This window comes from Azorhizobium oxalatiphilum, assembly GCF_014635325.1.
GTDB lineage: Bacteria > Pseudomonadota > Alphaproteobacteria > Rhizobiales > Xanthobacteraceae > Azorhizobium > Azorhizobium oxalatiphilum.
This window is the reverse complement of the sequence record NZ_BMCT01000004.1, coordinates 251,381-273,328: the sequence shown is the minus strand read 5'-3', so window position 1 is coordinate 273,328 and position 21,948 is coordinate 251,381. Positions and strand designations below refer to the sequence as shown.

Genomic DNA, 21,948 nt, shown 5'->3' with positions numbered 1-21,948 from the left:
GAGAGCGGGGCCGGCAGCGCCGGCCCGCCGTCACATTTTCGAGCCGCGCCCCTGTTCGGCAAGGCGGGGCGCCTCGCCGCTGCGGGCCGCCTTGGCCTCCTCGTGATCCACCTGTGCCGCCATATGGCCGGCAATGAAGCTGACGATCACCAGTTGGATGAAGTGGAACAGCATCACCGGCGCGATGATGAGGCTGAGTTCTGCCTGCGAGCCGAAGATCACCCGCGCCATGGGCAGGCCGGTGGCGAGCGACTTCTTGGAACTGCAGAACAGCACCGCCACGCGGTCCATGCGGTTGAAGCCGACCAGCCGGCAGATCACCGCAACGAGGCCGTAGACTACGAAGAACAGGATGACCACGCCGGCCAGCATCTCCGCGATCAGGCGCGGATCATGCTTGCTCCAAACACCGCCCACGACGCTGTCGCAGAAGGAGTTGTAGACGATCATCAGGATGACGGCGCGGTCCGCCAAGCGCGCGGCCTTCTTGTGGCGGTTCATGAATTGCGCCAGCAGCGGACGCAGCAGTTGGCCGATGCCCACGGGCAACATCACCAGCAGCACCAGCTTGATGATGACCCCCTGCAAATCCATCTGCGTGCCGGTGGCGTGCATGTACCACGCCATCAGCAGCGGGGTGACAAACACGCCGATCAGGCTGGAAATGCTGGCGTTGAAGATGGCCACCGGCACGTTGCCACGCGCCAGCGAGGTCATCGCCACCGAGGACGAGACGGTGGAGGGCAGCGCAGCGAGGAAGAAGAATCCGGCCACCATTTCCGGCGGCATCACGCGCACCAGCAAGGGATGGGCTGCCAGCACCACCACCGGGAAGAGTGCGAAGGTGGAGAATTGCACCACCAGATGCACCCGCCAGCGGCCGGCGCTCTTCCACAGATGCTCGGGCGCCAGTGACAGGCCGTAGAGCACGAAGATGAACGCCACGCCGTAGCTGGCCGCCTTGTCGGCATGCAGCACGCCGCCACTGACGCCCGGGTAGGGCCAGATCACGGCGGCGACAACGGTGAGGGCAAGCGCAATGACGAATGGGTCGAGCTTGAAGCGGGACGACATTGATGGAGACGCACGAAAACAGAGGAAGACCAAGCTTCCTCAGGCGTCCCCACTCGCGACCGCTTCGGCGAAATTCTTGAAGAACTCGTCGGCGATTTTTTTCGCTGTCCCTGCCACCAGACGCTGACCAAGCTGAGCAAGCTTGCCGCCGATCTGCGCCTCGGCCTTGTATACCAGCGTGGTGCCTGTTTCGCTTGAGGTCAACTCCACAAGCGCACCCCCCTTCGCAAAACCGGCGATTCCACCATCACCTTCCCCTGAGATTCGGTAGCTTTCCGGGGCGTTGAAGTCGCTCAGGGTGACGGTGCCGCGGAATTTGGCCTTCACCGGCCCGATCTTCGAGACCACCACCGCTTTCATCTCGGTATCGGAAGCCTTCTCCAGCTCCTCGCAGCCGGGGATGCAGCGTTTGAGAATCTCCGCGTCATTCAAGGCTTCCCAGGCTTTTTCACGCGTCACCGGCAGCTCGTAGCTGCCCGACATCTCCAGAGCCATGGCGTTTCTCCCGTGGTTGTTTGCCGCCCGGATACAGGCAGATGTTGCGTCAGGGGCGCTTTGAGGAAAAGCTGTCCTGCAACGACACCAGCCCGGAGCTGCGCCGCGCCGTCCACACGCCCAAAGGCGCATTTGTCACGTTCGCACACGCACGCTATGAGTGAATCAGTCCGCAGTGCCCAATCATGAGGCACGACCAAACAATAGGCGGATCCAGAACGAGGGGCATTGGTCGTATGGACGTCTTTCTCCAGCAATTGATCAATGGGTTGACGCTTGGGTCCATCTACGGGCTCATCGCGATCGGTTACACCATGGTGTTCGGCATCATCGGCATGGTGAACTTCGCCCATGGTGACGTGTTCATGGTGAGTGCCTTCATCGGCCTGATCGCCTTTCTGCTGCTCACCACGGTGCTGGGCATCACCTCCATCTTCCTTGTGCTGGCCATCGTCCTGGTGGTGGCGATGATCTTCACCGGCCTGACATCATGGGCCATCGAGCGCGTGGCCTATCGGCCCTTGCGCGGCTCGTTCCGGCTGGCACCGATGATCTCGGCCATCGGCATGTCCATCCTGCTGTCGAACTTCGTGCAGGTGGCGCAGGGTCCGCGCAACAAGCCGCTGCCGCCCATGCTGCCCGACGTGATCGTGCTGATGGACAACAACGGTTATCAGGTCACGCTGGCCTACAAGCAGATGTTCATCATGATCCTGACGGCCGTGCTTCTGGGCGGCTTCTGGTTCCTGGTGCAGAAGACGCCGCTCGGCCGCGCCCAGCGTGCCTGCGAGCAGGATCGCAAGATGGCCGCGCTGCTCGGCGTGGATGTGGACCGCACCATCTCGCTGACATTCATCATCGGTGCCATGCTGGCCGCCGTCGCCGGCGTCATGTACCTGATGTATTATGGCGTGGTGAACTTCAATGACGGCTTCGTGCCGGGTGTGAAGGCCTTCACCGCAGCCGTCCTCGGCGGCATCGGCTCGCTGCCCGGCGCAGTGCTCGGCGGGCTGCTGATCGGCCTCATCGAGACCTTCTGGTCCGCTTATTTCTCCATTGAATACAAGGATGTGGCGGCGTTCTCCATCCTCGCCATCACCCTCGTCTTCATGCCGCAAGGGCTTCTCGGCCGTCCGGAAGTGGAGAAGGTCTGATGTCATCCCCTCTGGCCGGGGACGGGGCCGCGCGTCCCTCCCCGTTCGCTGCCGCGCTGAAGGATGCGGTGGTGAGCGGCGTCATCACCTTCCTTCTGTTCCTGCCGCTGGTGGGCTTCCGCGCCACCGAGAGCGGCAGCGGCCCCCTCACCCTCACCTATCGCTTCGGCCTGTGCGCCACCTTCGCCATCCTGGTGGCGGTGCTGCGCCTCGTGCTGCATCTCACCATCTGGCGGCCCGGCCGTCAGAAGGCGGCGCGCGGCACGCCCTCGCCGCTCGCGGCCGTGGGCGGTTTCATCTCGCCGATGGCGAAGCCCGCCTTCTTCGCGCTCGCCCTCTTCTATCCCCTGATCGCCATCGTCGTGACCGGCGGCCTGACCCCGAGCCGCTACTGGATCGACCTCGGCATCTATATCGGCTCCTACGTGATGCTGGGCTGGGGCCTCAACATCGTGGTCGGCCTCGCCGGCCTGCTGGATCTCGGCTACGTCGCCTTCTATGCGGTCGGGGCCTATGCCTTCGCGCTTCTTTCCACCAGCGTGCCCATCAACGACTGGATGGCCGGGCATCTGGGCGAGAACTTCTGGGCGCTGTGGTCCTTCTGGGTCTGTCTGCCGGTGTGCGGCATCCTGGCCGCCATGTGGGGCGTCATCCTCGGCTTCCCGGTGCTGCGCCTGCGCGGCGATTACCTCGCCATCGTGACGCTCGCCTTCGGCGAGATCATCCGCCTCGTGCTCATCAACTGGACCGACTTCACCAATGGCGGTGCAGGCATCGCCTCCATCCCGCCCATCTCCTTCTTCGGCATTCCGTTCACCGCTGCGGATGATGGGTTCGCTGCCCGTTTCGGACTCACGTTCGACCCGATGCACCGCATCATCTTCCTCTATTTCGTCATCGTCGCCCTCTCCCTGCTCACTGCACTCGCCACCCTGCGGCTGCGGCGCATGCCGGTGGGCCGGGCGTGGGAAGCACTGCGCGAAGACGAGATCGCCTGCCGCTCGCTCGGCATCAACACCACGCTCACCAAGCTCACGGCCTTTGCCACCGGCGCCATGTTCGGCGGCTTCGCGGGGGCCTTCTTCGCGGTGCGCGTGCGCTTCGTGTCGCCGGAGAGCTTCACCTTCATCGAGTCCGCCATGATCCTCGCCATCGTGGTGCTGGGCGGTATGGGCTCGCAGATGGGCGTTGCCGCCGCCGCCGTCTTCATGATCGGCGGCATGGAGATGCTGCGGAACCTCTCCTTCCTGAAGAGCGACTGGCTGCTGGGACCGGACTTCGACCCCACGCTTTATCGCATGCTCATCTTCGGCTTCGCCATGGTGGCCGTGATGGTGTGGCGTCCGCGCGGCCTCGTCTCGGGGCGTCTGGCCACCATCTTCCTGAAGGAACGCAAGAAGGTGTCGGGTGACCTCGTGAAGGAGGGCCACGGATGAGACGCTGGGAGACCGATCCCATCCTGACCGTGGACCACCTCACCATGCGGTTCGGTGGCCTCGTGGCGGTGAACGACGTGTCCTTCACCGTGGGACGCGGCGATGTGACAGCCCTGATCGGCCCGAACGGCGCCGGCAAGACCACCGCCTTCAATTGCATCACCGGCTTCTACAAGCCGACGTTGGGCCGGCTCGCCCTCGCCCATGGCGGCGCGCCAACCACGGAGGACGTGGAAGCCCTCACCGCCGCGGGGCAGGCCGCCGCCACCACGCAGGCCGGCGCCCTGTTCCTGCTGGAACGGCTGCCGGACCACAAGGTGTCCTCCAAGGCGCGGGTGGCCCGCACCTTCCAGAACATCCGCCTGTTCTCGGGCATGACCGTGCTGGAAAACCTCATGGTGGCCCAGCATCAGAAGCTCATCCGCTCGGGCCTGCTGTCGCCCTCGGCCCTTCTCAACCTGCCGTCCTGGCGGCGGCAGGAGAAGGAGGGCATGGACCGCGCCCTGCACTGGCTGGAGAAGGTCGATCTCGTGGAGCGCGCGGACGATCCCGCCGGCGACCTGCCCTATGGCGACCAGCGCCGCCTGGAGATCGCCCGTGCCATGTGCTCGGACCCGGTGCTGCTCTGCCTCGACGAGCCCGCCGCCGGCCTCAACCCGCGCGAATCCGCGGCGCTGAACACGCTGCTCCTGTCCATCCGCGCCGATTACGGCACCTCGGTGCTGTTGATCGAGCATGACATGTCGGTGGTGATGGAAATCTCGGACCATGTGATCGTGCTGGAGTACGGCAAGAAGATTTCCGACGGCACGCCCGCCGAGGTGCGCTCCGACCCGGCGGTGATCGCCGCCTATCTCGGCGTGGACGAAGACGCCGTGGAAGCGGTCGAGGCGGAGGTGGGCCTATGACGGCGATGCTCTCCGTCACGGGCGTGAAGACCTATTACGGCAACATCGTCGCCCTGAAGGGCGTGGATGTGGAGGTGAACGAGGGCGAGATCGTCACCCTCATCGGCGCCAACGGCGCGGGCAAGTCCACGCTGATGATGACCATCTGCGGATCGCCCCGGGCTCGGGAAGGCTCGGTCGTCTTCAACGGCCGCGACATCACCAACCTGCCCACGCACGAGATCATGCGTCTCAAGATCGCCCAGTCCCCGGAGGGACGACGCATCTTCGGCCGCATGACGGTCTATGAGAATCTGCAGATGGGCGCCGCCGTGGATGGCAACACCCATTTCCAGGACGATCTGGAGCGCATGTTCACGCTCTTCCCGCGCCTGAAGGAGCGCCTGCACCAGCGCGGCGGCACGCTCTCCGGCGGCGAGCAGCAGATGCTGGCCATCGCCCGCGCGCTGATGACCCGCCCCCGGCTTCTCCTGCTGGACGAGCCCTCGCTGGGCCTTGCCCCGCTGGTGGTGAAGCAGATCTTCGACGCCATCCGCGACCTCAACCGCACCGAGGGGCTCACCGTGTTTCTGGTGGAGCAGAATGCCTATCACGCCCTCAAGCTGGCGCACCGGGGCTATGTGATGGTGAACGGCGTCGTCACCATGAGCGGCACCGGCAAGGAATTGCTGGAGCGGCCCGAGGTGAAGGCCGCCTATCTGGAAGGGGGGCACTGACATGGCCGCCACCGTCCCCAATCCCGGCCGCCCCACTTCGCCGATGGTGGTGCTGCCCGTCCTCGCCCTCCTCGCAGTGCTGGTGCTCTATGTCATCCGCCCGCGCTCGGTGGTGGAGGTGTCGCTGGGCGACTTCCTGCTCGTCACCGTGGCGCTCGGCGGCGGCGGGGCCTGGATGGCCGGCCGCGCCGTGGCCAAGGGCTGGAGCCCCTTCCTGCAGGTGGCGCTCTACGCCCTGCTCGTGACCTGCGCGGTGCGCTTCTGCCACTTCGCGCTCTTCCATGGCACGCTCTTGGCCTTTGACCATTTCCTGCTGGAATATGTCATCCTCCTGTCCATCGCCACGCTCGGTTTCCGATCTGTGCGCAAGCAGCAGATGACCCTGCGCTACGGCTGGCTTTACGAGAGTGCCGGCCCGCTGCTCTGGCGCGCCCGCCCATAGGTGTGGGCAATGCTGCCGCAGCCCTTCGCCTGCCCATCGACAGGCGCGGGTTTTGCGGCAGAATGACCGCGATTGACGTCTCCATATTTCAGTTCCGATGGCCTGATCCGGGCCTTCGCACCATCTGCCGATTGCAGCCGGAACGGGGCGCCGCCCCGGCCCGGAAAAGACCAGAGGAGATAAGACGCATGAGGAAACTTCTCATCGCCGGCCTGGCGCTCGGCGCCAGCCTCGCCTTCGCGGCGGGTGCGCAGGCGCAGGTCAAGATGGCGGTCGCCGCGCCCATGACCGGCCCCAATGCCGCCTTCGGCGCCCAGTTGAAGAACGGCTTCGATCAGGCGGTCGCCGACATCAATGCCTCCGGCGGCATCCTCGGCCAGCAGATCCAGCCGTTCAGCGGCGACGACGCCTCCACCCCGGCTCAGGGCACCTCGGTGGCCAACAAGCTGATCTCGGACGGCGTGAAGTACGTGGTCGGCCACTTCAATTCCGGTGTCTCGATCCCGGCCTCCACGAACTATGAGGAAGGCGGCATCCTCCAGATCACGCCCGCCTCCACCAACCCGACCTTCACCGAGCGCAAGATGTGGAACGTGTTCCGCACCTGCGGCCGCGACGACCAGCAGGGTGCGGTCGCCGGCGAGTACATCCTGAAGAACCTCAAGGACAAGAAGATCGCCATCGTCCATGACAAGACCCCCTACGGTAAGGGCCTTGCGGACGAGACCCAGAAGGCCATCAACAAGGGTGGCATGAAGGAAGTCGTCTATGAGGGCATCACGCCCGGCGAGAAGGACTATTCCGCCCTCGTCTCCAAGCTGAAGGCCGCCAACGTCGACGTCCTCTATTACGGCGGCCTGCATCCGGAAGCCGGCCTGCTGGTGCGCCAGATGCGTGACCAGGGCCTGAAGACGGTGCTCTTCTCCGGCGACGGCATCACCGACAAGGAATACTGGACCATCGCCGGTCCGGGTGCTGCCGGCACGCTGATGACCTTCGGCCCCGATCCGCGCAAGAGCCCGGCGGCCAAGGAGATCGTCGAGAAGTTCAAGGCCAAGGGCATCGATCCGGAAGGTTACGTGCTCTATTCCTACGCTGCCGTGCAGATCATCAAGCAGGCGGCGGAAGCCGCCAAGTCTGTCGACCCCAAGAAGGTCGCCGACTACATGCACTCCGGCGCCACCTTCAACACCGTGCTCGGCCCGCTCGCCTTCGACAAGAAGGGCGATCTGACCAAGCTCGATTACGTGGTCTACGTCTGGAAAGACGGCGGCTACTCGGAACTGTGAGCGGCCGGAAAGGCCCGCAATGACAGAGCACTGAAAATGGAAACGCCCGCGACCTGCGGGCGTTTCTGTTCCGGAGGACCTCAAGAAGAGCAGCGCATCGCTGCCGCCCGCCCCCTCAGAAACGTTTGCGGACCACCAGAGGAGATACGGATGAGGAAGCTTCTACTTGCCGGGCTTGCGCTCGGTGCCAGTCTTGCTTTCGCGGCCAGTGCTCAGGCTCAGGTCAAGCTCGGCGTCGCCGGCCCCCTGACCGGCCCTAACGCCGCCTTCGGCGCCCAGCTGAAGAACGGCGTCGATCAGGCGGTCGCCGACATCAATGCCTCCGGCGGCATCCTCGGCCAGCAGATCCAGCTCTTCGTCGGCGACGACGCCTCCACCCCGGCGCAGGGCACGTCCATCGCCAACAAGTTCGTATCCGACGGCGTGAAGTACGTGGTCGGCCACTTCAATTCCGGTGTCTCGATCCCGGCCTCCACGAACTATGAGGAAGGCGGCATCCTCCAGATCAGCCCCGCCTCCACCAACCCGACCTTCACCGAGCGCAAGCTGTGGAACGTGTTCCGCACCTGCGGCCGCGACGACCAGCAGGGCGCGGTGGCCGGCGAGTACATCCTGAAGAGCCTCAAGGACAAGAAGATCGCCATCGTCCACGACAAGACCCCCTACGGTAAGGGCCTTGCGGATGAGACCCAGAAGGCCATCAACAAGGGTGGCGTGAAGGAAGTGGTCTATGAGGGCATCACGCCCGGTGAAAAGGACTATTCCGCCCTCGTCTCCAAGCTGAAGGCCGCGGGCGTGGATGTGCTCTATTATGGCGGCCTGCATCCGGAAGCCGGCCTGCTGGTGCGCCAGATGCGCGACCAGGGCATGAGCACGGTCCTGTTCTCCGGCGACGGCATCACCGACAAGGAATACTGGACCATCGCCGGTCCGGGTGCTGCCGGCACGCTGATGACCTTCGGCCCCGATCCGCGCAACAACCCGGCAGCCAAGGACATCGTGGCGAAGTTCAAGGCCAAGGGCATCGATCCGGAAGGCTACGTGCTCTATTCCTACGCCGCCGTGCAGATCATCAAGCAGGCAGCGGAAGCCGCCAAGTCTGTCGATCCCAAGAAGGTCGCCGAGTACATGCACTCCGGCGCCACCTTCAATACCGTGCTCGGCCCGCTCGCCTTCGATAAGAAGGGCGACCTGACCAAGCTCGACTATGTGGTCTACGTCTGGAAGGACGGCGGCTATTCGGAGCTTTGAAGTCGCGGCCGACAGATAGGCATCACGGCGCCCGCGCATCACGCGCGGGCGTTTTCGTCTGATCAGCGCGGCGGATTGATCACGATGGCGATCAGGCTCAAAAAAGCCCTACCGAAAACAGCCATGATCCCCTTATAAGCCAAGGCACATGGCTGATCTCTCCGACCTCCTCTTCCGTGCCACGCCGCAGGCTGCGGTGCGGCTCGCGGTGGCGACCCGCTTTAGCACCGTGGTGCCCGCCGGGCGCCGGGTGCGCGTACGCGCCGGAACGGCAGACCAGCTGAGCTTCGAGAATGATGGCCGCTGGCTCACCGTGACCGCCGGCGAGGCTCTGTTGTCGCGCGAGGGCATCAACAGCCTCTGGAAGCGCGGCCCCATCATGGCCTATTTCGCCGCGCGGGCCGCTTTGCCCCGGCTGGAGGCGAGCCTTGCGGACCATAGCGCCCTCCCCGGCGTTCTCACCTTCTGCTCCAACCATCCCGACTCGGTGCTGATCCCCGACCGGGCTTTCATGACGCCGCGCGTCTATGCGCCCTATCGCGCTGTTGCCAAGGTCGTAGCGTGGGACGCCCGCGAGGATGTGGTGCGCTGGCGCGGCGCGCCTTCCGGACAGGGCGAGATCACCCACAGCTGGATGGACCCCGCCAATCCATTGCTGCGCCAGCGGGTGCGCATGTGTCTCGCCCTGAAGGACATGCCCGGCGTCGATGTGGCCTTCGCCGGCCGGGCGGACCTCGCGCCCTTCGGTATCAGCCGCGAGCGCATCGGGCCGCTGGAATGGGTCAAGGTGCGGTATGCCCTCGATGTGGACGGCTTCTCCGCTGCCTGGATGAACTTCTTCTCCCGGCTGCTGCTCGGCTGCTGCGTGCTGAAGATTTCCTCGCCCTACGGCTTCAGGCAGTGGTTCTATGATGCCCTTGTGCCATGGGTGCACTATGTGCCGGTGAAGGCGGATCTTTCCGATCTTGCCGAGAAGATCGAGTGGTGCCGCAGCCATCCCGACGCCTGTCGGCAGATCGCGGCCGATGGCCAGGCCTTCGCGCTGTCGCGGACGGTGGAAACCGAGACCGAGGTAGTACTCGCACGCCTCCACGCCGCGCTCGGCGCGCCGACTGCCGAAACACCCGACGGTCCGCGCCTCAAGGAATACAAGTCCTGAGCTGTCTCAACCCAACGTGCTGAGGATCGGGAAGGTCTCCAGCAGCCAGTAGCTGGCGCTGGCGATGCCGCCGGAGAGGAAGGCGATGCCGGTCAGCAGCAGCAGTGCACCCATGCCCTTCTCCACCATGGGCAGATAGCGGCGGATGTGGCTCAGGCTCTTCAGGAACGGCCGCACCGCCAGCGCGGCAATGAGGAAGGGCACGCCAAGCCCCGCCGAATAGATCGCCAGCAGCCCCGCCCCCTTGGCCACAGTCGCCTCCGAGCCCGCCACCGCCAGAATCGCACCGAGCACCGGGCCGAGGCACGGCGTCCAGCCGAAGGCGAAGGCCAGCCCCATCACGAATGCCCCCCACAGGCTGGTGGGCTGTGCCACCTCCGCCCGCGCGGTGCGCGACAGGAAGGCGATCCGGAACACGCCGAGGAAATTCAGGCCCATCAGGATGATGGCGATACCAGCAATGACGGAGAGCGCGTTCTGGTGCGCACGCAGCACGTTGCCGATGGCGGACGCACCGGCGCCCAGCGCCACGAACACCACCGTGAAGCCGGCCACGAACAGAAGGGCGCCGTAGAAGGCCCGCCGGGCCACCTGCTTCAGCGGCTCCGCATTGGTCAGATCATCCAGCGTGGTGCCGGCGATGTAACACAGATACGGCGGCACCAGCGGCAGCACGCAGGGCGACAGAAAACTGGCGAGGCCGGCGATGAAGGCGGCGGGAAGCGTAACGTCGGCCATCGGACCCTTGAAACTGGTGCCGGCAGCGAAAAGCGCGCGGCTGCCCCGTTCATGGCCCCGGAGCGTGCGTGCGGCAAGCCCTGCGCATCAAGCCTCCCCGCGTTGTGAAGCCGCGTCCTGTCGCAGCCCGCGCACCGGATGCGCTTTCCAGAACGGACACATCGCCGTAGGGATGAAAGCCTAAGCTGTCTCGCGAGGCGTGATCATGCAGAACCTCCTTACCGATGTTCCCGGTCTCATGGTCGGCCATGCGAGCGATGCCGCCGTGGGATCCGGCGTCACCGCCATACTGTGCGATCCGCCGGCCGTTGCTGCGGTGGACGTGCGCGGTGGCGGACCGGGCACGCGGGAAACGGACCTGCTCGATCCCTCCCGCACCGTCCAGACCGTGGATGCCATCGTCCTGTCCGGCGGTTCCGCCTTCGGGCTCGATGCGGCGTCCGGCGTCACGGCATGGCTCGCCACCCATGGCCGTGGCTTTGCGGTGCGCGATGTGCGGGTGCCCATCGTGCCCTCTGCCATCCTGTTCGATCTGCTCAATGGCGGTGACAAGAATTGGGGCATGGAGCCGCCCTATCGCGCGCTCGGCATTCAGGCGGCGGACGCCGCCGGACACGATTTCGCGCTTGGCAGCGTGGGCGCCGGCATGGGCGCCACCACCGCACGGGTAAAGGGTGGCCTCGGCTCGGCATCCGCCTTCACCTCCTCCGGCCATCGGGTTTCAGCTCTGGTGGCGGTCAATGCGGTGGGCTGCCCCTTGCTCGGCTCCGGCCCGCATTTCCGCGCTGCCCCGTTCGAACAGGACGGTGAGTTCGGCGGCCTGGGCCTTCCCGCCTCCCTGCCCGCCGATGGCGCGGCCATCCATATCAAGGGCGTGACGCCGCGCACCGCCACCACCATCGCGGTGGTCGCCACCGATGCGGTGCTCACAGGGGCTCAGGCGCGACACTTCGCCGTGATGGCGCAGGATGGGCTCGCCCTCTCGCTCTTCCCCATACACACGCCGCTGGATGGCGACTGCGTCTTTGCCCTCGCCACCGGCCGCACGCCGCTGGCCGAGCCGGTGGGCGATCTGCTCACCATCGGCGCCACCGCCGCCGCTGTGCTCGCTCGGGCGGTAGCGCGCGGTGTCTATGAGGCCACCGCGTTGCCCTATGCGGATGCCCAGCCCGCGTGGCGGGACGTGTTTCCGGCTGCCGCAGCCGGCTGATTGCACGCAAGGGTTAGCTCCATCCCGGTCAAAGTCTGCTAGAGGGAGCGGACCCCTGAGTCGCCCCAAAGGAGCCGCCATGTCCGCCATCCCGCCCGTTTCCAGACGTCGGCGCTCCAGCGCCGAAGGCGCGCTCGGCGGCATGCTGGCCATCATCTTCTGGTGCACCTGCGGCATCGTCGCGGTGCCGCTGGCCGGGCTGTTCACGCTCATCTCGGCACTCGGCACCGGCGGCGCCCTCTCCTCCATCGTGGATTCGGTCTCGGGCTCGTCCATCTCGACCCAGATGCTGCGCTTCGGCCTCGTGCCTCAGGCCCTATTGTTCCTTTGGTCCGTGATGTTCGTGGTGATGACGGTGATGCGCTCGCGCCACGCGCTTTCCATCGCGCCGGTGCTGCTGGTCGTCTGGCTGGCGGTCACGGCCTTCTGCCAGTTCTCCATCCGGGGCCTCGTGCTGCCGGAGGGCGCGACCATCATGGACCTCGCCACGCTGATGCCCGGCCTGCTGTCGCAGGCGATCGGCGTGGTCGCCTTCGTCGGCTACTTCAAGGAAGGCGTGCGGCCGAAGGCTTTCTACGTGCGCTGAGCGACCTCAGGCCGCAAAGCGCGTCGGCGCATAGGGGGCCGGATCCACGAATGGAGTCGCCCCCGTTACCATGTCGGCGATGAGGCGCCCGGAGGCTGGTCCCAGCGTCAGTCCCCAGTGGCTGTGGCCGAAATCCAGGAACAGGCCCGGCAGGCCCGGCGCGGGGCCAATCACCGGCTTGGAATCGGCAAAGGCCGGACGGAAGCCGAGCCACGGCTCGGCCTGCTTCACCTCTTCCAGCGGCACCAGCTTGCGCACATTGGCGATCACGCGCCGCACCTGAATGTCTGTGCGCGGATCCTCCCGGCGGGCGAACTCGATACCGGTGGTGGCGCGGATGCCGCCGCGGGTCCATTGCAGGGCGAAGCCCCCCGTGCGGTCCACGATGCCGCGCGACAGGGTGAGGCCGGGCTTGGGTTCGAAGTGGACGTGATAGCCGCGCTTCACCGCCATGGGCAGCGGCGCGGGAATGTTCAGCGGCTTCAGCAGGTCGAGGCTCCACGGCCCCAGCGCCACCACGGCCACTTCCGCATCCACGGGGCCTTCCGCCGTCTCAACCCGCCAGCGCCCGCCGCTCTGGCGCAGGCTGCGCGCGTCGCCCTTCAGCATCAGGCCGCCCTGCTGCTCGAACAAAGCCGCGTAGGCCTTCACCAGACCACCGGGATCGCTGACATTGTCGGAGTCGGTCCAATGCACCCCGCCCGCAAGGCCGGGCTTCAGCGCCGGCTCGAGCTTGCGCACGCCAGCCTCGTTGAGGAGCGTGTAGGCAACGCCCAGTTCATCCGCCATGGCCCGTTCGGTGGCGGTGGCGGCGAGGTCCGCCTCATTGCGATAGACCTTCAGCCAGCCGGTGGCGGACAGCAGCCCCATGGCACCGGCGGACTTGGCCAGCGCGTGGTGCTCGGCGCGCGCTGCCGCCATCAGAGGGCGCAGATCGCGGCCGATGGCCTGCTGTCGCTCAGGCGTGGAGGCAGCGAAATAGGCCAGCAGCCAGCGGAAATAGGACGGCAAGGCGGCGAGACGGTAATTGCTCTGGGGCGCGAGCTTCAGGGCATGGCGCAGCAGCGTCAAAGGATCGCGCGGCAGGGACACCGGCAGCAAAGCGCTGACCTCGATGCTGCCCGCATTACCGAAAGAGGTGCCTTCGCCCGGCGCCTGCCGGTCCACGAGGGCCACGGAGAGTCCCCGCGCCTTCAGATGCAGAGCGGCGCTCACACCGACGATCCCCGCTCCCAGCACGATCGCATCCGTGCGCGCCATGGCTTTCCTCCGGCCGGCCCCGTGCCCGCATAGCCTTGATAGAGATTTTTTCAGCCGGCTTTCAAGCGCGATGCAACATGATCTCAGGAAAGAAGAGACGTCTTGCGCGCGCGGCGCGAGATCGCCACCGCCGCCACAACGCCCACGAGCGCAGCGGCAAGGCCGAACCAGGTGAGCGCATATTCCAGATGGCGGTTGGGAAAGGCGACACGCGTCTCGCCGCCTTGCGGCAGGCCGCCGGGATTGCGGCTGGCATCCGCGTCGATGAGAAAGGGCGCCGCCCCCTTGAGCCCGCGCGCGGCGGCGATCTCGCCCGGCTCGCGCCGATACCAGTCGTTCTTCGCCGGGTCGTTGGCGGGCACGAAGAGGCTTGCCTCCTCGGGAAAGCGCAGCAGCCCGGTGATGCTGACCACCCCCGCCACCTGCCCCGCCGCGCGGGTGGCCGGATCGCGCCGGTCGGCGGGCACGAAGCCCCGGTTCACCAGCACCGCATGGCCGCCCGGCAACATCAGCGGCGTGATGACCAGATAGCCCTGCCCCTTGAACGGGGCCTTGGTGTCGGACAGCACCGTGTAGACCAGCGTTTCCTTGGCATGGTCGAAGGTGCCGGTGACGGCCACATGGTCATATTCGGAGCGCGCGCGCGTGAGCTGGCCCCAGGCCGCCGCCGGCGGCAGAGCGCGGACGATGGCATTGGCGCGGGTTTCCACCTGCGCCGTCAGCTCCTGTTTCCAGGCCAGCCGCTCCAGTTGCCAGATGCCAAGGCCGACGAGGATGAGGAAGGCGCAGCCCGCTGCCGCCAGGCCGAGGATCCGGCCGATCGCGCCAGCCTCCCGGCCGCCACCTTTCGCCATGGCGGATGAGACTCGCGCCGGATCGGATGTGGCCGGTCTCATCGGTCCAGCCGCCCCTCGGCGGCCTTGTTGCGATATTGCAGGCCCACCAGCAGCCCCTTGAGGGGGCGCAGCAGCCCTAGCGTCACCACGAGGATGGTCGGCCCCCAGAGCGCCGCATGGAGCCACATGGGCGGCTGGTAGCGAACCTCCACCCAGAAGGCGAGCGCCACCACGATGGCGCCGGCAAACAGGATGACGAACACCGCCGGCCCGTCGCCGGCATCGATGAAGCCATAGTCCAGCCCGCAAACCTCGCAGCGGGGCGCGAGCGAGAGAAAGCCCTTCAGCAGCTTGCCACGGCCGCAGCGCGGACAACGGCAAGCGAGCCCCGCAGCCACCGGCGAGGCCGGCGTGAAGTAGGCTTCCTGCAGGGGATGGCGCTCATTGCTGCTCATGTGGCCCCAAGGCTCCCCCGCCCTCCTGCAAAGCACGAAGGGGCGGCAAGGCCGCCCCTTCCCGGATCAAGCAAAGTCAGTGCGCGGCAGCGTGGCCCGCTGCCGCCCACACATAGATGAAGGTGAAAAGGAACAGCCACACCACGTCCACGAAGTGCCAGTACCAGGCGGCGGCCTCGAAGCCGAAGTGCCGCTCCGGCGTAAAGTCGCCCAGATACGTCCGCAGCAGGCAGATCATCAGGAAGATGGTGCCCACGATCACGTGGAAGCCGTGGAAACCGGTCGCCATGAAGAAGGTGGCGCCATAGATGTTGCCCGAGAAACCGAAATGCACGTGGGCATATTCGAATGCCTGGCACAGGCTGAACACCACGCCGAGGATGATGGTGCACCAGAGGCCCCACTTCAGGCCCTGCCGGTCGCCCTCCAGCAGCGCATGGTGCGCCCAGGTGATGGTGGTGGCGGAGGTGAGCAGGATCAGCGTGTTGAGCAGCGGCAGGTGCCAGGGGTTCAGCGCCTCGATGCCCTTGGGCGGCCAGATGCCGCCGGTGAATTCGGCACGCTGGAAGTTGATGGCCTCGTCGGTGAACAGGGCCGCATCGAAGAAAGCCCAGAACCATGCCACGAAGAACATCACCTCGGAGGCGATGAACAGGATGGTCCCATAGCGGAAAGCGATCTGCACCACCTTGGTGTGGTAGCCGGTGCGGCTCTCCCGCACGATGTCCCGCCACCAGCCGAACATGGTGTAGAGCACGCCCAGCAGACCGAGGCTCATAGGAAGGGCGCTGCCGCCGTGCATCCAGAGCACTGCGCCCGCCGCCATCACGAAGGCGGCGATGGAGCCAATGATCGGCCACGGGCTCGGATCGACGACGTGATAATCGTGATGCTTGGGTGCGGCATGCGCATCCGCCCCCGCAACAGCGTGTGCCTCGGCGTGTCCCTGGGCCATCTCTCGCGGCCTCCCCTTATCCCGTTCTTGTTCAACTATGGCACAATTGGCGTTGTGCCACATCCTTACAACCGAGCCGCCGCCCGCGAAGCGCTGCGTCAGCCCGGTAATCTCACATCGGTTTGCCCTGCGGCTTTTCCGGCTCGACCCGCGCCTGCGATCCCGGCTTCGGCTGGGCCGGGAAGAAGGTGTAGGAGAGCGTGATGGTGGTGAGCCCTTCCATCTCCGGATCATCGGCGATGGCCGGGTCCACATAGAAGACCACCGGCATGTCCACCTTCTCGCCGCCCTTCAGGCTCTGCTCGCTGTAGCAGAAGCATTCCAGCTTCACGAAATAGGCGCCAGCCGTGGGGGGCATGACATTGTAGGTGGCGTTGGCGAAGGTTTCCGCCGGGCTGCGGTTGCCGGCGAAATAATAGGCCATCTTGGTCTCGCCGACCTTCACGTCCACCTTGGTCTGCTCGGGGCGGAAATCCCAGGAGAGGCCCGGGGCCACATTGGCGTCGAAGCGCACGGTGATGGTGCGGTCCAGCACCTTGGCCGGCGCGGCGTCCCCCGTGCGGGTGGAGCCGCCAAAGCCGGTGAGCGCGCAGAAGGCCCGATAGAGCGGCACCGAGGCATAAGTGACGCCGACCATGGCGCCCACAAAGGCCACACAGCCGGCAACGATCATCGTCTCGGTGCGGCGGCCCCGCCGCCGGCCGGGCAAGGCAACGGTCGAGGCAGGCGCGGCAGAGGTGAGAGCAGCGGACGTTATGTCCTGAGTGGACGGAGCGGGTCGATCAGTCTCGCGCACGTCCATGGCTCACCTCACAGGGGTCGGTTCAGCACCACGCCGGGGCCGAGTTTCACGATGGTGACGACGTAGAAGAGCAGCACCAGAAACCCGAGCACAGACGCTATCGCCACCGAGCGCGCGCGGCGGCGGCGCACCTGCTCGGGGGTCAGCACCACGCCGTCCGTAACGCCGGGTGGCGCCGCGTGCGGGGCCTTGCCGGCCCCGGCGTCCGTTCCCGTGTCCTTGCGGACCGTGTCGTGCACGTCCTGCGCCAAGGGCTCAGATCCTCCCGATCAGCGCTTCCGCCAGCAGCGTGGCGAACAGCAGGAACAGGTACAGGATGGAGAAGCCGAACATCTTCTTGGCCGCCTTCGTGGCCTCTTCGCCCGTACGCAGGCGATAGACCTTGATGGCCGCCATCAGCATGCCCAGCCCCATCACGCCCGACACCGCGCCATAAACCAGCCCGGCCTCGCCGAGGAAGGTCGGCGACATGGCCAGCGGCACGAGGAAGAGGGTGTAGAGCAGGATCTGCCGGCGCGTTTCGTCCGGGCCGGCAGTGACCGGCAGCATGGGCACGCCGGCACGGGCATAGTCATCCGCCCGGTAGAGCGACAGCGCCCAGAAGTGCGGCGGGGTCCAGAAGAAGATGATGGCGACGAGGATCACGCTCTCGAGGCTGATGGAGCCCGAGGCGGCGGCCCAGGCGACCATGGGCGGCAGCGCGCCGGAAAGGCCGCCGATGACGATGTTCTGCGGCGTCGAGCGCTTCAGCCACATGGTGTAGACCACCACGTAGAAGAAGATGGTGAAGGCTAGCAGCGCCCCCGCCAGCACATTCACCAGCAGGCCAAGCACCACGACGGAAAAGGCCGAGAGCGTGAGGCCGAAGGCCAGCGCCTCCTGCGGCGTCACCCGGCCGGAGGGGATAGGGCGGCTCTGGGTACGGGTCATCACGCGGTCGATGTCCGCGTCCCACCACATGTTGAGCGCGCCCGCCGCACCGGCACCGACCGCGATGCACAGGATGGCGGTGAAGGCGATCACGGGGTGCACATGGTCCGGTGCCCGCACGAGCCCCACCAGCGCGGTGAAGATCACCAGCGACATCACCCGCGGCTTCAGCAGCGCGATATAGTCGCGCGGCGTCGCGAGGCCGCCCGGCGCCTCAGGCGCCAGGCCCAGAGCCTGCTTTTCGGTCATTCCAACGCTTACGTCACTCATCAGCTCTCATCCACCGCGCCCGGCCGGACTGTCGGGATTTCTCCCCATCGGGACTGCTCCTTAAAGGTGCAAGGCCCGGACAACCACCCTTGGCGGGAACATGGCCGCCCTGCGTATCAGGACGACGGGTGCGTCTGCATGTCACGTCTCGTGGCGTCAGGCACTTGGACATTCCGCCCGCGCCAGATGCCGCGTCAGGTGCCCGCACCGGATACCGAAAGCGGCGTCCGCCCCTTCCGGCACACCGGCGAACAAGCCCCTCACTTGATGCGCGGCAGCACCTCGAAGTGGTGGTACGGCGGCGGCGAGGGCAGCGTCCATTCCAGCGTGGTTGCGCCCGGCCCCCAGGGATTGTCGCCTGCCCTCTCCTTGCGGACGAAGGCCAGAGCCACGCCGGTCAGGAACACCAGCACCGCCACGCCCGAGATGTAGGAGCCGATGGAGGAGACGTAGTTCCAGTGGGCGAAGGCATCCGGATAGTCCGCATAGCGGCGCGGCATGCCGGCGAGGCCCAGGAAGTGCTGCGGGAAGAACACCATGTTCACGCCGATGAACGTGAGCCAGAAGTGCAGCTTGCCCCAGAATTCCGGGATCATGTAGCCGCTCATCTTCGGGAACCAGTAGTACCAGCCGGCGAAGATGGCGAACACGGCGCCCAGCGACAGCACGTAGTGGAAGTGGGCCACCACGTAATAGGTGTCGTGCAGCGAGCGGTCGATGCCCGCATTGGACAGCACCACGCCGGTGACGCCGCCGACCGTGAACAGGAAGATGAAGCCGATGGACCACAGCATCGGCGTGCGGAACTGCAGCGAGCCGCCCCACATGGTGGCGATCCAGGAGAAGATCTTCACGCCCGTGGGCACCGCGATGATCATGGTCGCGGCCACGAAATAGGACTGCGTGGAGGCCGAGAGGCCCACCGTATACATGTGGTGCGCCCACACCACGAAGCCCACCACGCCGATGGCGACCATGGCGTAGGCCATGCCCAGATAGCCGAAGATCGGCTTGCGGGAGAAGGTGGAGATGATGTGCGAGACGATGCCGAAGCCCGGCAGGATGAGGATGTAGACCTCCGGGTGCCCGAAGAACCAGAACAGGTGCTGGAACAGGATCGGGTCGCCGCCGCCGGCAGGGTCGAAGAAAGTGGTGCCGAAGTTGCGGTCGGTCAGCAGCATGGTGATGGCGCCGGCCAGCACGGGCAGCGACAGAAGCAGCAGGAAGGCGGTGATGAGCTGCGCCCAGGCGAACAGCGGCATCTTGTGCAGCGTCATGCCGGGGGCGCGCATGTTGAAGATGGTGGTGATGAGATTGATGGCGCCGAGGATGGACGAAGCGCCGGCCACATGCAGCGAGAAGATCAGCAGGTCCATGGCCGGGCCGGGATGGCCGAGCTTGGAGGAGAGCGGCGGATAGATGGTCCAGCCGCCGCCAAAGCCGTCGGAACCCGCCGCGCCTTCCACGAACAGCGACATGATGGCCAGAGCGAAGGCCGGGACCAGCAACCAGAAGGCGATGTTGTTGATGCGCGGGAAGGCGGTGTCCGGCGCGCCGATCATCAGCGGCACGAAATAATTGCCGAAGCCGCCGATGAGCGCGGGCATCACCATGAAGAAGATCATGATGAGGCCGTGGCCGGTGGTGAAGACGTTGAACGTCTGCGGATTCTTGAAATATTGCAGGCCCGGCTCCATGAGCTCGAGCCGGATGCCGATGGACAGGGCGCCGCCCACGATCCCCGCCACGATGGCGAAGATCAGGTACATGATGCCGATATCCTTGTTGTTGGTGGAGAACGCCCAGCGCTTCCACCCGGTCGGCACGTGCTCGTGGTGCTCGCCATAGCCGCCCGCATGGGCGTCGTGATGGGTGTCATGACCATGGGCTTCCGCCGCGTGAGACGCTGCGCCGGCGGAAGGCGTGGTTTCGGTGGCCATAGGTTCGATCCTCGGTCTCCGGGAGCGCCGGCCCCTGGCACGGCCGCCCCGTCTTCATTCTGTCGAGGACCGCCGTGCGGTCCCATTCGGTCTCCGGCCCCGGGGCCGGCCTTGATGCCTGCCGCGCTCAGCGCGCGCTGGCATCCGCCATCTGGCCCGTCGCCGGAACCGGCGCTTCCGAGAACTTCTGCTTGGCCTGCCCGACCCAGGCGTCGAAGTCCTGCTGGCTCACCACGCGGACGGCAAGCGGCATGAAGGCGTGGTCCCGGCCACAAAGCTCCGAGCACTGGCCGTAATATACGCCTTCCTTGGTGGCCTTGAACCACGACTCGTTCAAGCGACCCGGAATGGCGTCGATCTTCACGCCGAAGGACGGCACCGCGAAGGAGTGGATCACGTCGGCGCTGGTCACATAGACCCGCACGGTCTTGTTCACCGGCACGATCACCTCATTGTCCACCGCCAGCAGGCGCGGCTGCCCCGGCTTCAGGTCCTTCTCGGCGATCATCAGCGAATCAAAGCTGAACCCGCCGTTGTCCGGATATTCGTAGGACCAGTACCACTGATGCCCCGTGACCTTCACCGTCATATCCGGCTCCGGCGTGTGGAGCTCGAGGTTCAGGAGGCGGAAAGAGGGAATGGCGATGGCCAGCAGGATCATCACCGGCACCACGGTCCACGCCACCTCGATGGCGGTGTTGTGGGTGGTCTTGGAGGGGACCGGATTGGCCTTCTCGTTGAAGCGCACGACGACGATCGCCAGCAGCACCGTCACGAACAGCACGATGGCCGAAATGATGACCAGCAAAAAGGTGTTGAAGGAGTGGATGCTCTCCATCACCGGCGTGGCGGCCCCCTGAAGGCCGATCTGCCAGTCGGAGGGCTGGCCCATGCCGGCCCATGCGGTTGTACCGGCCCCTGCCGATGCCGCCAGCGCGGTCGTGGCGAAGGCGACGGAACGGACGAACAGATTCATGTCTGCGCTCTCCCCGGAGGCGAGGCCACCGCCGGACCTGGTGTTTCAACCCGTGACCAGCACTGCCCTGAGCTCTGTTTTCCGCTGCGGCAAACGCGCGCCGCTGCGACCCATGGGCGCCCTGGCTCTTTTCTTGATTTACATCAATCACAATTCAGGGGGCCCCGCAATTAGGCGAACTCCGCCCCCGCTGCGACACAAAGTCGGAGCATGGGTCCCCATCAAACCCACGCATGGAGCGGACTGTTTAGAAAAATTCCACACATTTCTGATGTCTTTGCGATGTCGTTTTGGTGATCCACAAAGGGTTGCCAAGCCCTCCACATTCTTGACATGCACGTCGCGCCCCTTAAGCAAGACGTGACTATTACGGCCGCAGGCTAGGTCGCCTTGCATGGCTGGAGCCTGTTATATGATGTTGATGCTGTCCCCTCGCCGTCTTCTGGCTTCGGCCCTGCCCCGCCTGCGCGCGCTCGCGCCGGTGCTCGGCCTTGCCGGCCTCGTCATCGGCATGGGCATGGCCTCCCCCGCCGCGGCGCAGGGCGTGGTGAAGCAGACCTTCGGCGACTGGCAGATTCGCTGCGATACCCCGCCCGGCGCGCAGAGCGAGCAGTGCGTGCTGCTGCAGAGCGTGCAGGCCGATGACCGGCCCAACGTCGGCCTCACCGTCATCGTGCTGCGCACCGCCGATCAGAAGAGCCGCCTGCTGCGCGTGCTCGCGCCGCTGGGCGTTCTGCTGCCCTCCGGCCTCGGCCTGAAGATCGACGATACGGATGTGGGCCGCGCCGGCTTCGTCCGTTGCCTGCCCAATGGCTGCGTTGCGGAAGTGGTCATGGACGATGCGCTGATCGGCAAGCTGCGCAGCGGCAAGCAGGCCACCTTCATCATCTTCCAGACCCCCGAGGAAGGCATCGGCATCCCGCTGAGCCTCAACGGCTTCGGCCCCGGATTCGACGCGCTGAAATAATTCACCATCGTTGCGGAGCGAAGCGGTGAATTCGAAAAGTGGGGCACGGTTTGGCCATGCTTGGGCGCCACAAGCGCGCATCGGCGGGGCCGTGGGGAG

General features: G+C 66.0%; 23 protein-coding genes. 11 read left to right on the top strand and 12 right to left on the bottom strand.

Going from position 1 to position 21,948, the window contains the following annotated elements; translation table 11 throughout:
- Window positions 1-30 precede the first annotated feature (30 nt).
- Complete coding sequence (locus tag IEW24_RS15650) at window positions 31-1,074, bottom strand: bile acid:sodium symporter family protein (RefSeq protein WP_188580249.1); 1,044 nt, start codon at window positions 1,072-1,074, stop codon at window positions 31-33.
- Window positions 1,075-1,113: 39 nt separating this feature from the next.
- Window positions 1,114-1,569 carry an SRPBCC family protein gene (locus tag IEW24_RS15645; RefSeq protein ID WP_188580247.1) on the bottom strand — a complete coding sequence of 152 codons (456 nt, stop codon included), beginning with the start codon at window positions 1,567-1,569 and terminating at the stop codon, window positions 1,114-1,116.
- Window positions 1,570-1,805: 236 nt separating this feature from the next.
- Between IEW24_RS15645 and IEW24_RS15640 the strand changes: the two genes are divergently transcribed.
- From IEW24_RS15640 to IEW24_RS15605, 8 genes are all read left to right on the top strand, one after another.
- On the top strand, window positions 1,806-2,723 hold the full coding sequence (locus IEW24_RS15640) for a branched-chain amino acid ABC transporter permease (protein WP_188580245.1): 918 nt from the start codon (window positions 1,806-1,808) through the stop codon (window positions 2,721-2,723).
- A complete protein-coding gene (gene livM, locus IEW24_RS15635; RefSeq protein WP_188580243.1) occupies window positions 2,723-4,159 on the top strand; it encodes a high-affinity branched-chain amino acid ABC transporter permease LivM in 1,437 nt (478 codons plus the stop codon). The genes IEW24_RS15640 and livM overlap by 1 nt, the downstream gene beginning before the upstream one ends.
- Window positions 4,156-5,067 carry an ABC transporter ATP-binding protein gene (locus IEW24_RS15630; RefSeq protein WP_188580240.1) on the top strand — a complete coding sequence of 304 codons (912 nt, stop codon included), beginning with the start codon at window positions 4,156-4,158 and terminating at the stop codon, window positions 5,065-5,067. The genes livM and IEW24_RS15630 overlap by 4 nt, the downstream gene beginning before the upstream one ends.
- Window positions 5,068-5,072: 5 nt before the next feature.
- On the top strand, window positions 5,073-5,783 hold the full coding sequence (locus IEW24_RS15625; protein ID WP_188580652.1) for an ABC transporter ATP-binding protein: 711 nt from the start codon (window positions 5,073-5,075) through the stop codon (window positions 5,781-5,783).
- 1 nt (window position 5,784) lies between these two features.
- Window positions 5,785-6,225, top strand: coding sequence for a DUF6867 family protein (locus IEW24_RS15620; protein ID WP_244644442.1), 441 nt, complete (start codon window positions 5,785-5,787; stop codon window positions 6,223-6,225).
- Window positions 6,226-6,413: 188 nt separating this feature from the next.
- Entirely contained in the window at window positions 6,414-7,514 is a 1,101-nt protein-coding gene (locus IEW24_RS15615) for a branched-chain amino acid ABC transporter substrate-binding protein (protein ID WP_188580238.1), read from the top strand.
- A gap of 150 nt (window positions 7,515-7,664) precedes the next feature.
- A complete protein-coding gene (locus IEW24_RS15610) occupies window positions 7,665-8,765 on the top strand; it encodes a branched-chain amino acid ABC transporter substrate-binding protein (RefSeq protein WP_188580236.1) in 1,101 nt (366 codons plus the stop codon).
- Window positions 8,766-8,913: 148 nt separating this feature from the next.
- Entirely contained in the window at window positions 8,914-9,924 is a 1,011-nt protein-coding gene (locus IEW24_RS15605; protein ID WP_188580234.1) for a glycosyl transferase family 90, read from the top strand.
- A gap of 6 nt (window positions 9,925-9,930) precedes the next feature.
- Here the strand turns inward: IEW24_RS15605 and IEW24_RS15600 are convergent, their stop codons facing one another.
- On the bottom strand, window positions 9,931-10,662 hold the full coding sequence (locus IEW24_RS15600) for a cytochrome c biogenesis CcdA family protein (RefSeq protein ID WP_188580232.1): 732 nt from the start codon (window positions 10,660-10,662) through the stop codon (window positions 9,931-9,933).
- A 205-nt stretch (window positions 10,663-10,867) separates the two neighbouring features.
- On the opposite strand from IEW24_RS15600, the gene IEW24_RS15595 reads away from it, so the two are divergent.
- Both IEW24_RS15595 and IEW24_RS15590 read left to right on the top strand, forming a co-directional pair.
- Window positions 10,868-11,872, top strand: coding sequence for a P1 family peptidase (locus IEW24_RS15595; RefSeq protein ID WP_188580230.1), 1,005 nt, complete (start codon window positions 10,868-10,870; stop codon window positions 11,870-11,872).
- Between the two features lie 79 nt (window positions 11,873-11,951).
- The gene (locus IEW24_RS15590; RefSeq protein WP_188580228.1) at window positions 11,952-12,458 is read left to right on the top strand and encodes a hypothetical protein; all 507 of its coding nucleotides are present in this window, start codon (window positions 11,952-11,954) and stop codon (window positions 12,456-12,458) included.
- Between the two features lie 6 nt (window positions 12,459-12,464).
- Here IEW24_RS15590 and IEW24_RS15585 read toward each other — a convergent pair whose 3' ends face one another.
- The 9 genes from IEW24_RS15585 to coxB all read right to left on the bottom strand — a co-directional run bounded on the left by IEW24_RS15585 (window position 12,465) and on the right by coxB (window position 20,882).
- Window positions 12,465-13,718: an NAD(P)/FAD-dependent oxidoreductase gene (locus tag IEW24_RS15585; RefSeq protein WP_188580226.1), complete on the bottom strand. Its 1,254-nt coding sequence runs from the start codon at window positions 13,716-13,718 to the stop codon at window positions 12,465-12,467.
- 83 nt (window positions 13,719-13,801) lie between these two features.
- A complete protein-coding gene (locus IEW24_RS15580) occupies window positions 13,802-14,572 on the bottom strand; it encodes an SURF1 family protein (protein WP_188580224.1) in 771 nt (256 codons plus the stop codon).
- A 38-nt stretch (window positions 14,573-14,610) separates the two neighbouring features.
- A complete protein-coding gene (locus IEW24_RS15575) occupies window positions 14,611-15,009 on the bottom strand; it encodes a DUF983 domain-containing protein (protein WP_188580223.1) in 399 nt (132 codons plus the stop codon).
- A 76-nt stretch (window positions 15,010-15,085) separates the two neighbouring features.
- The gene (locus IEW24_RS15570) at window positions 15,086-15,964 is read right to left on the bottom strand and encodes a cytochrome c oxidase subunit 3 (RefSeq protein ID WP_188580221.1); all 879 of its coding nucleotides are present in this window, start codon (window positions 15,962-15,964) and stop codon (window positions 15,086-15,088) included.
- A 112-nt stretch (window positions 15,965-16,076) separates the two neighbouring features.
- Window positions 16,077-16,766 carry a cytochrome c oxidase assembly protein gene (locus tag IEW24_RS15565; protein WP_188580219.1) on the bottom strand — a complete coding sequence of 230 codons (690 nt, stop codon included), beginning with the start codon at window positions 16,764-16,766 and terminating at the stop codon, window positions 16,077-16,079.
- A gap of 8 nt (window positions 16,767-16,774) precedes the next feature.
- Window positions 16,775-16,918: a cytochrome c oxidase system small membrane protein gene (locus IEW24_RS29160; RefSeq protein ID WP_507762632.1), complete on the bottom strand. Its 144-nt coding sequence runs from the start codon at window positions 16,916-16,918 to the stop codon at window positions 16,775-16,777.
- Window positions 16,919-17,021: 103 nt separating this feature from the next.
- Window positions 17,022-17,966: a heme o synthase gene (cyoE, locus tag IEW24_RS15555; protein WP_188580217.1), complete on the bottom strand. Its 945-nt coding sequence runs from the start codon at window positions 17,964-17,966 to the stop codon at window positions 17,022-17,024.
- A 260-nt stretch (window positions 17,967-18,226) separates the two neighbouring features.
- Complete coding sequence (ctaD, locus tag IEW24_RS15550; protein ID WP_188580215.1) at window positions 18,227-19,906, bottom strand: cytochrome c oxidase subunit I; 1,680 nt, start codon at window positions 19,904-19,906, stop codon at window positions 18,227-18,229.
- A gap of 127 nt (window positions 19,907-20,033) precedes the next feature.
- Entirely contained in the window at window positions 20,034-20,882 is an 849-nt protein-coding gene (gene coxB, locus IEW24_RS15545) for a cytochrome c oxidase subunit II (RefSeq protein WP_188580213.1), read from the bottom strand.
- Window positions 20,883-21,294: 412 nt separating this feature from the next.
- Here coxB and IEW24_RS15540 point away from each other — a divergent pair, with 412 nt between their 5' ends.
- Window positions 21,295-21,849, top strand: coding sequence for an invasion associated locus B family protein (locus tag IEW24_RS15540; RefSeq protein ID WP_244644440.1), 555 nt, complete (start codon window positions 21,295-21,297; stop codon window positions 21,847-21,849).
- The last annotated feature ends 99 nt before the right edge of the window (window positions 21,850-21,948 follow it).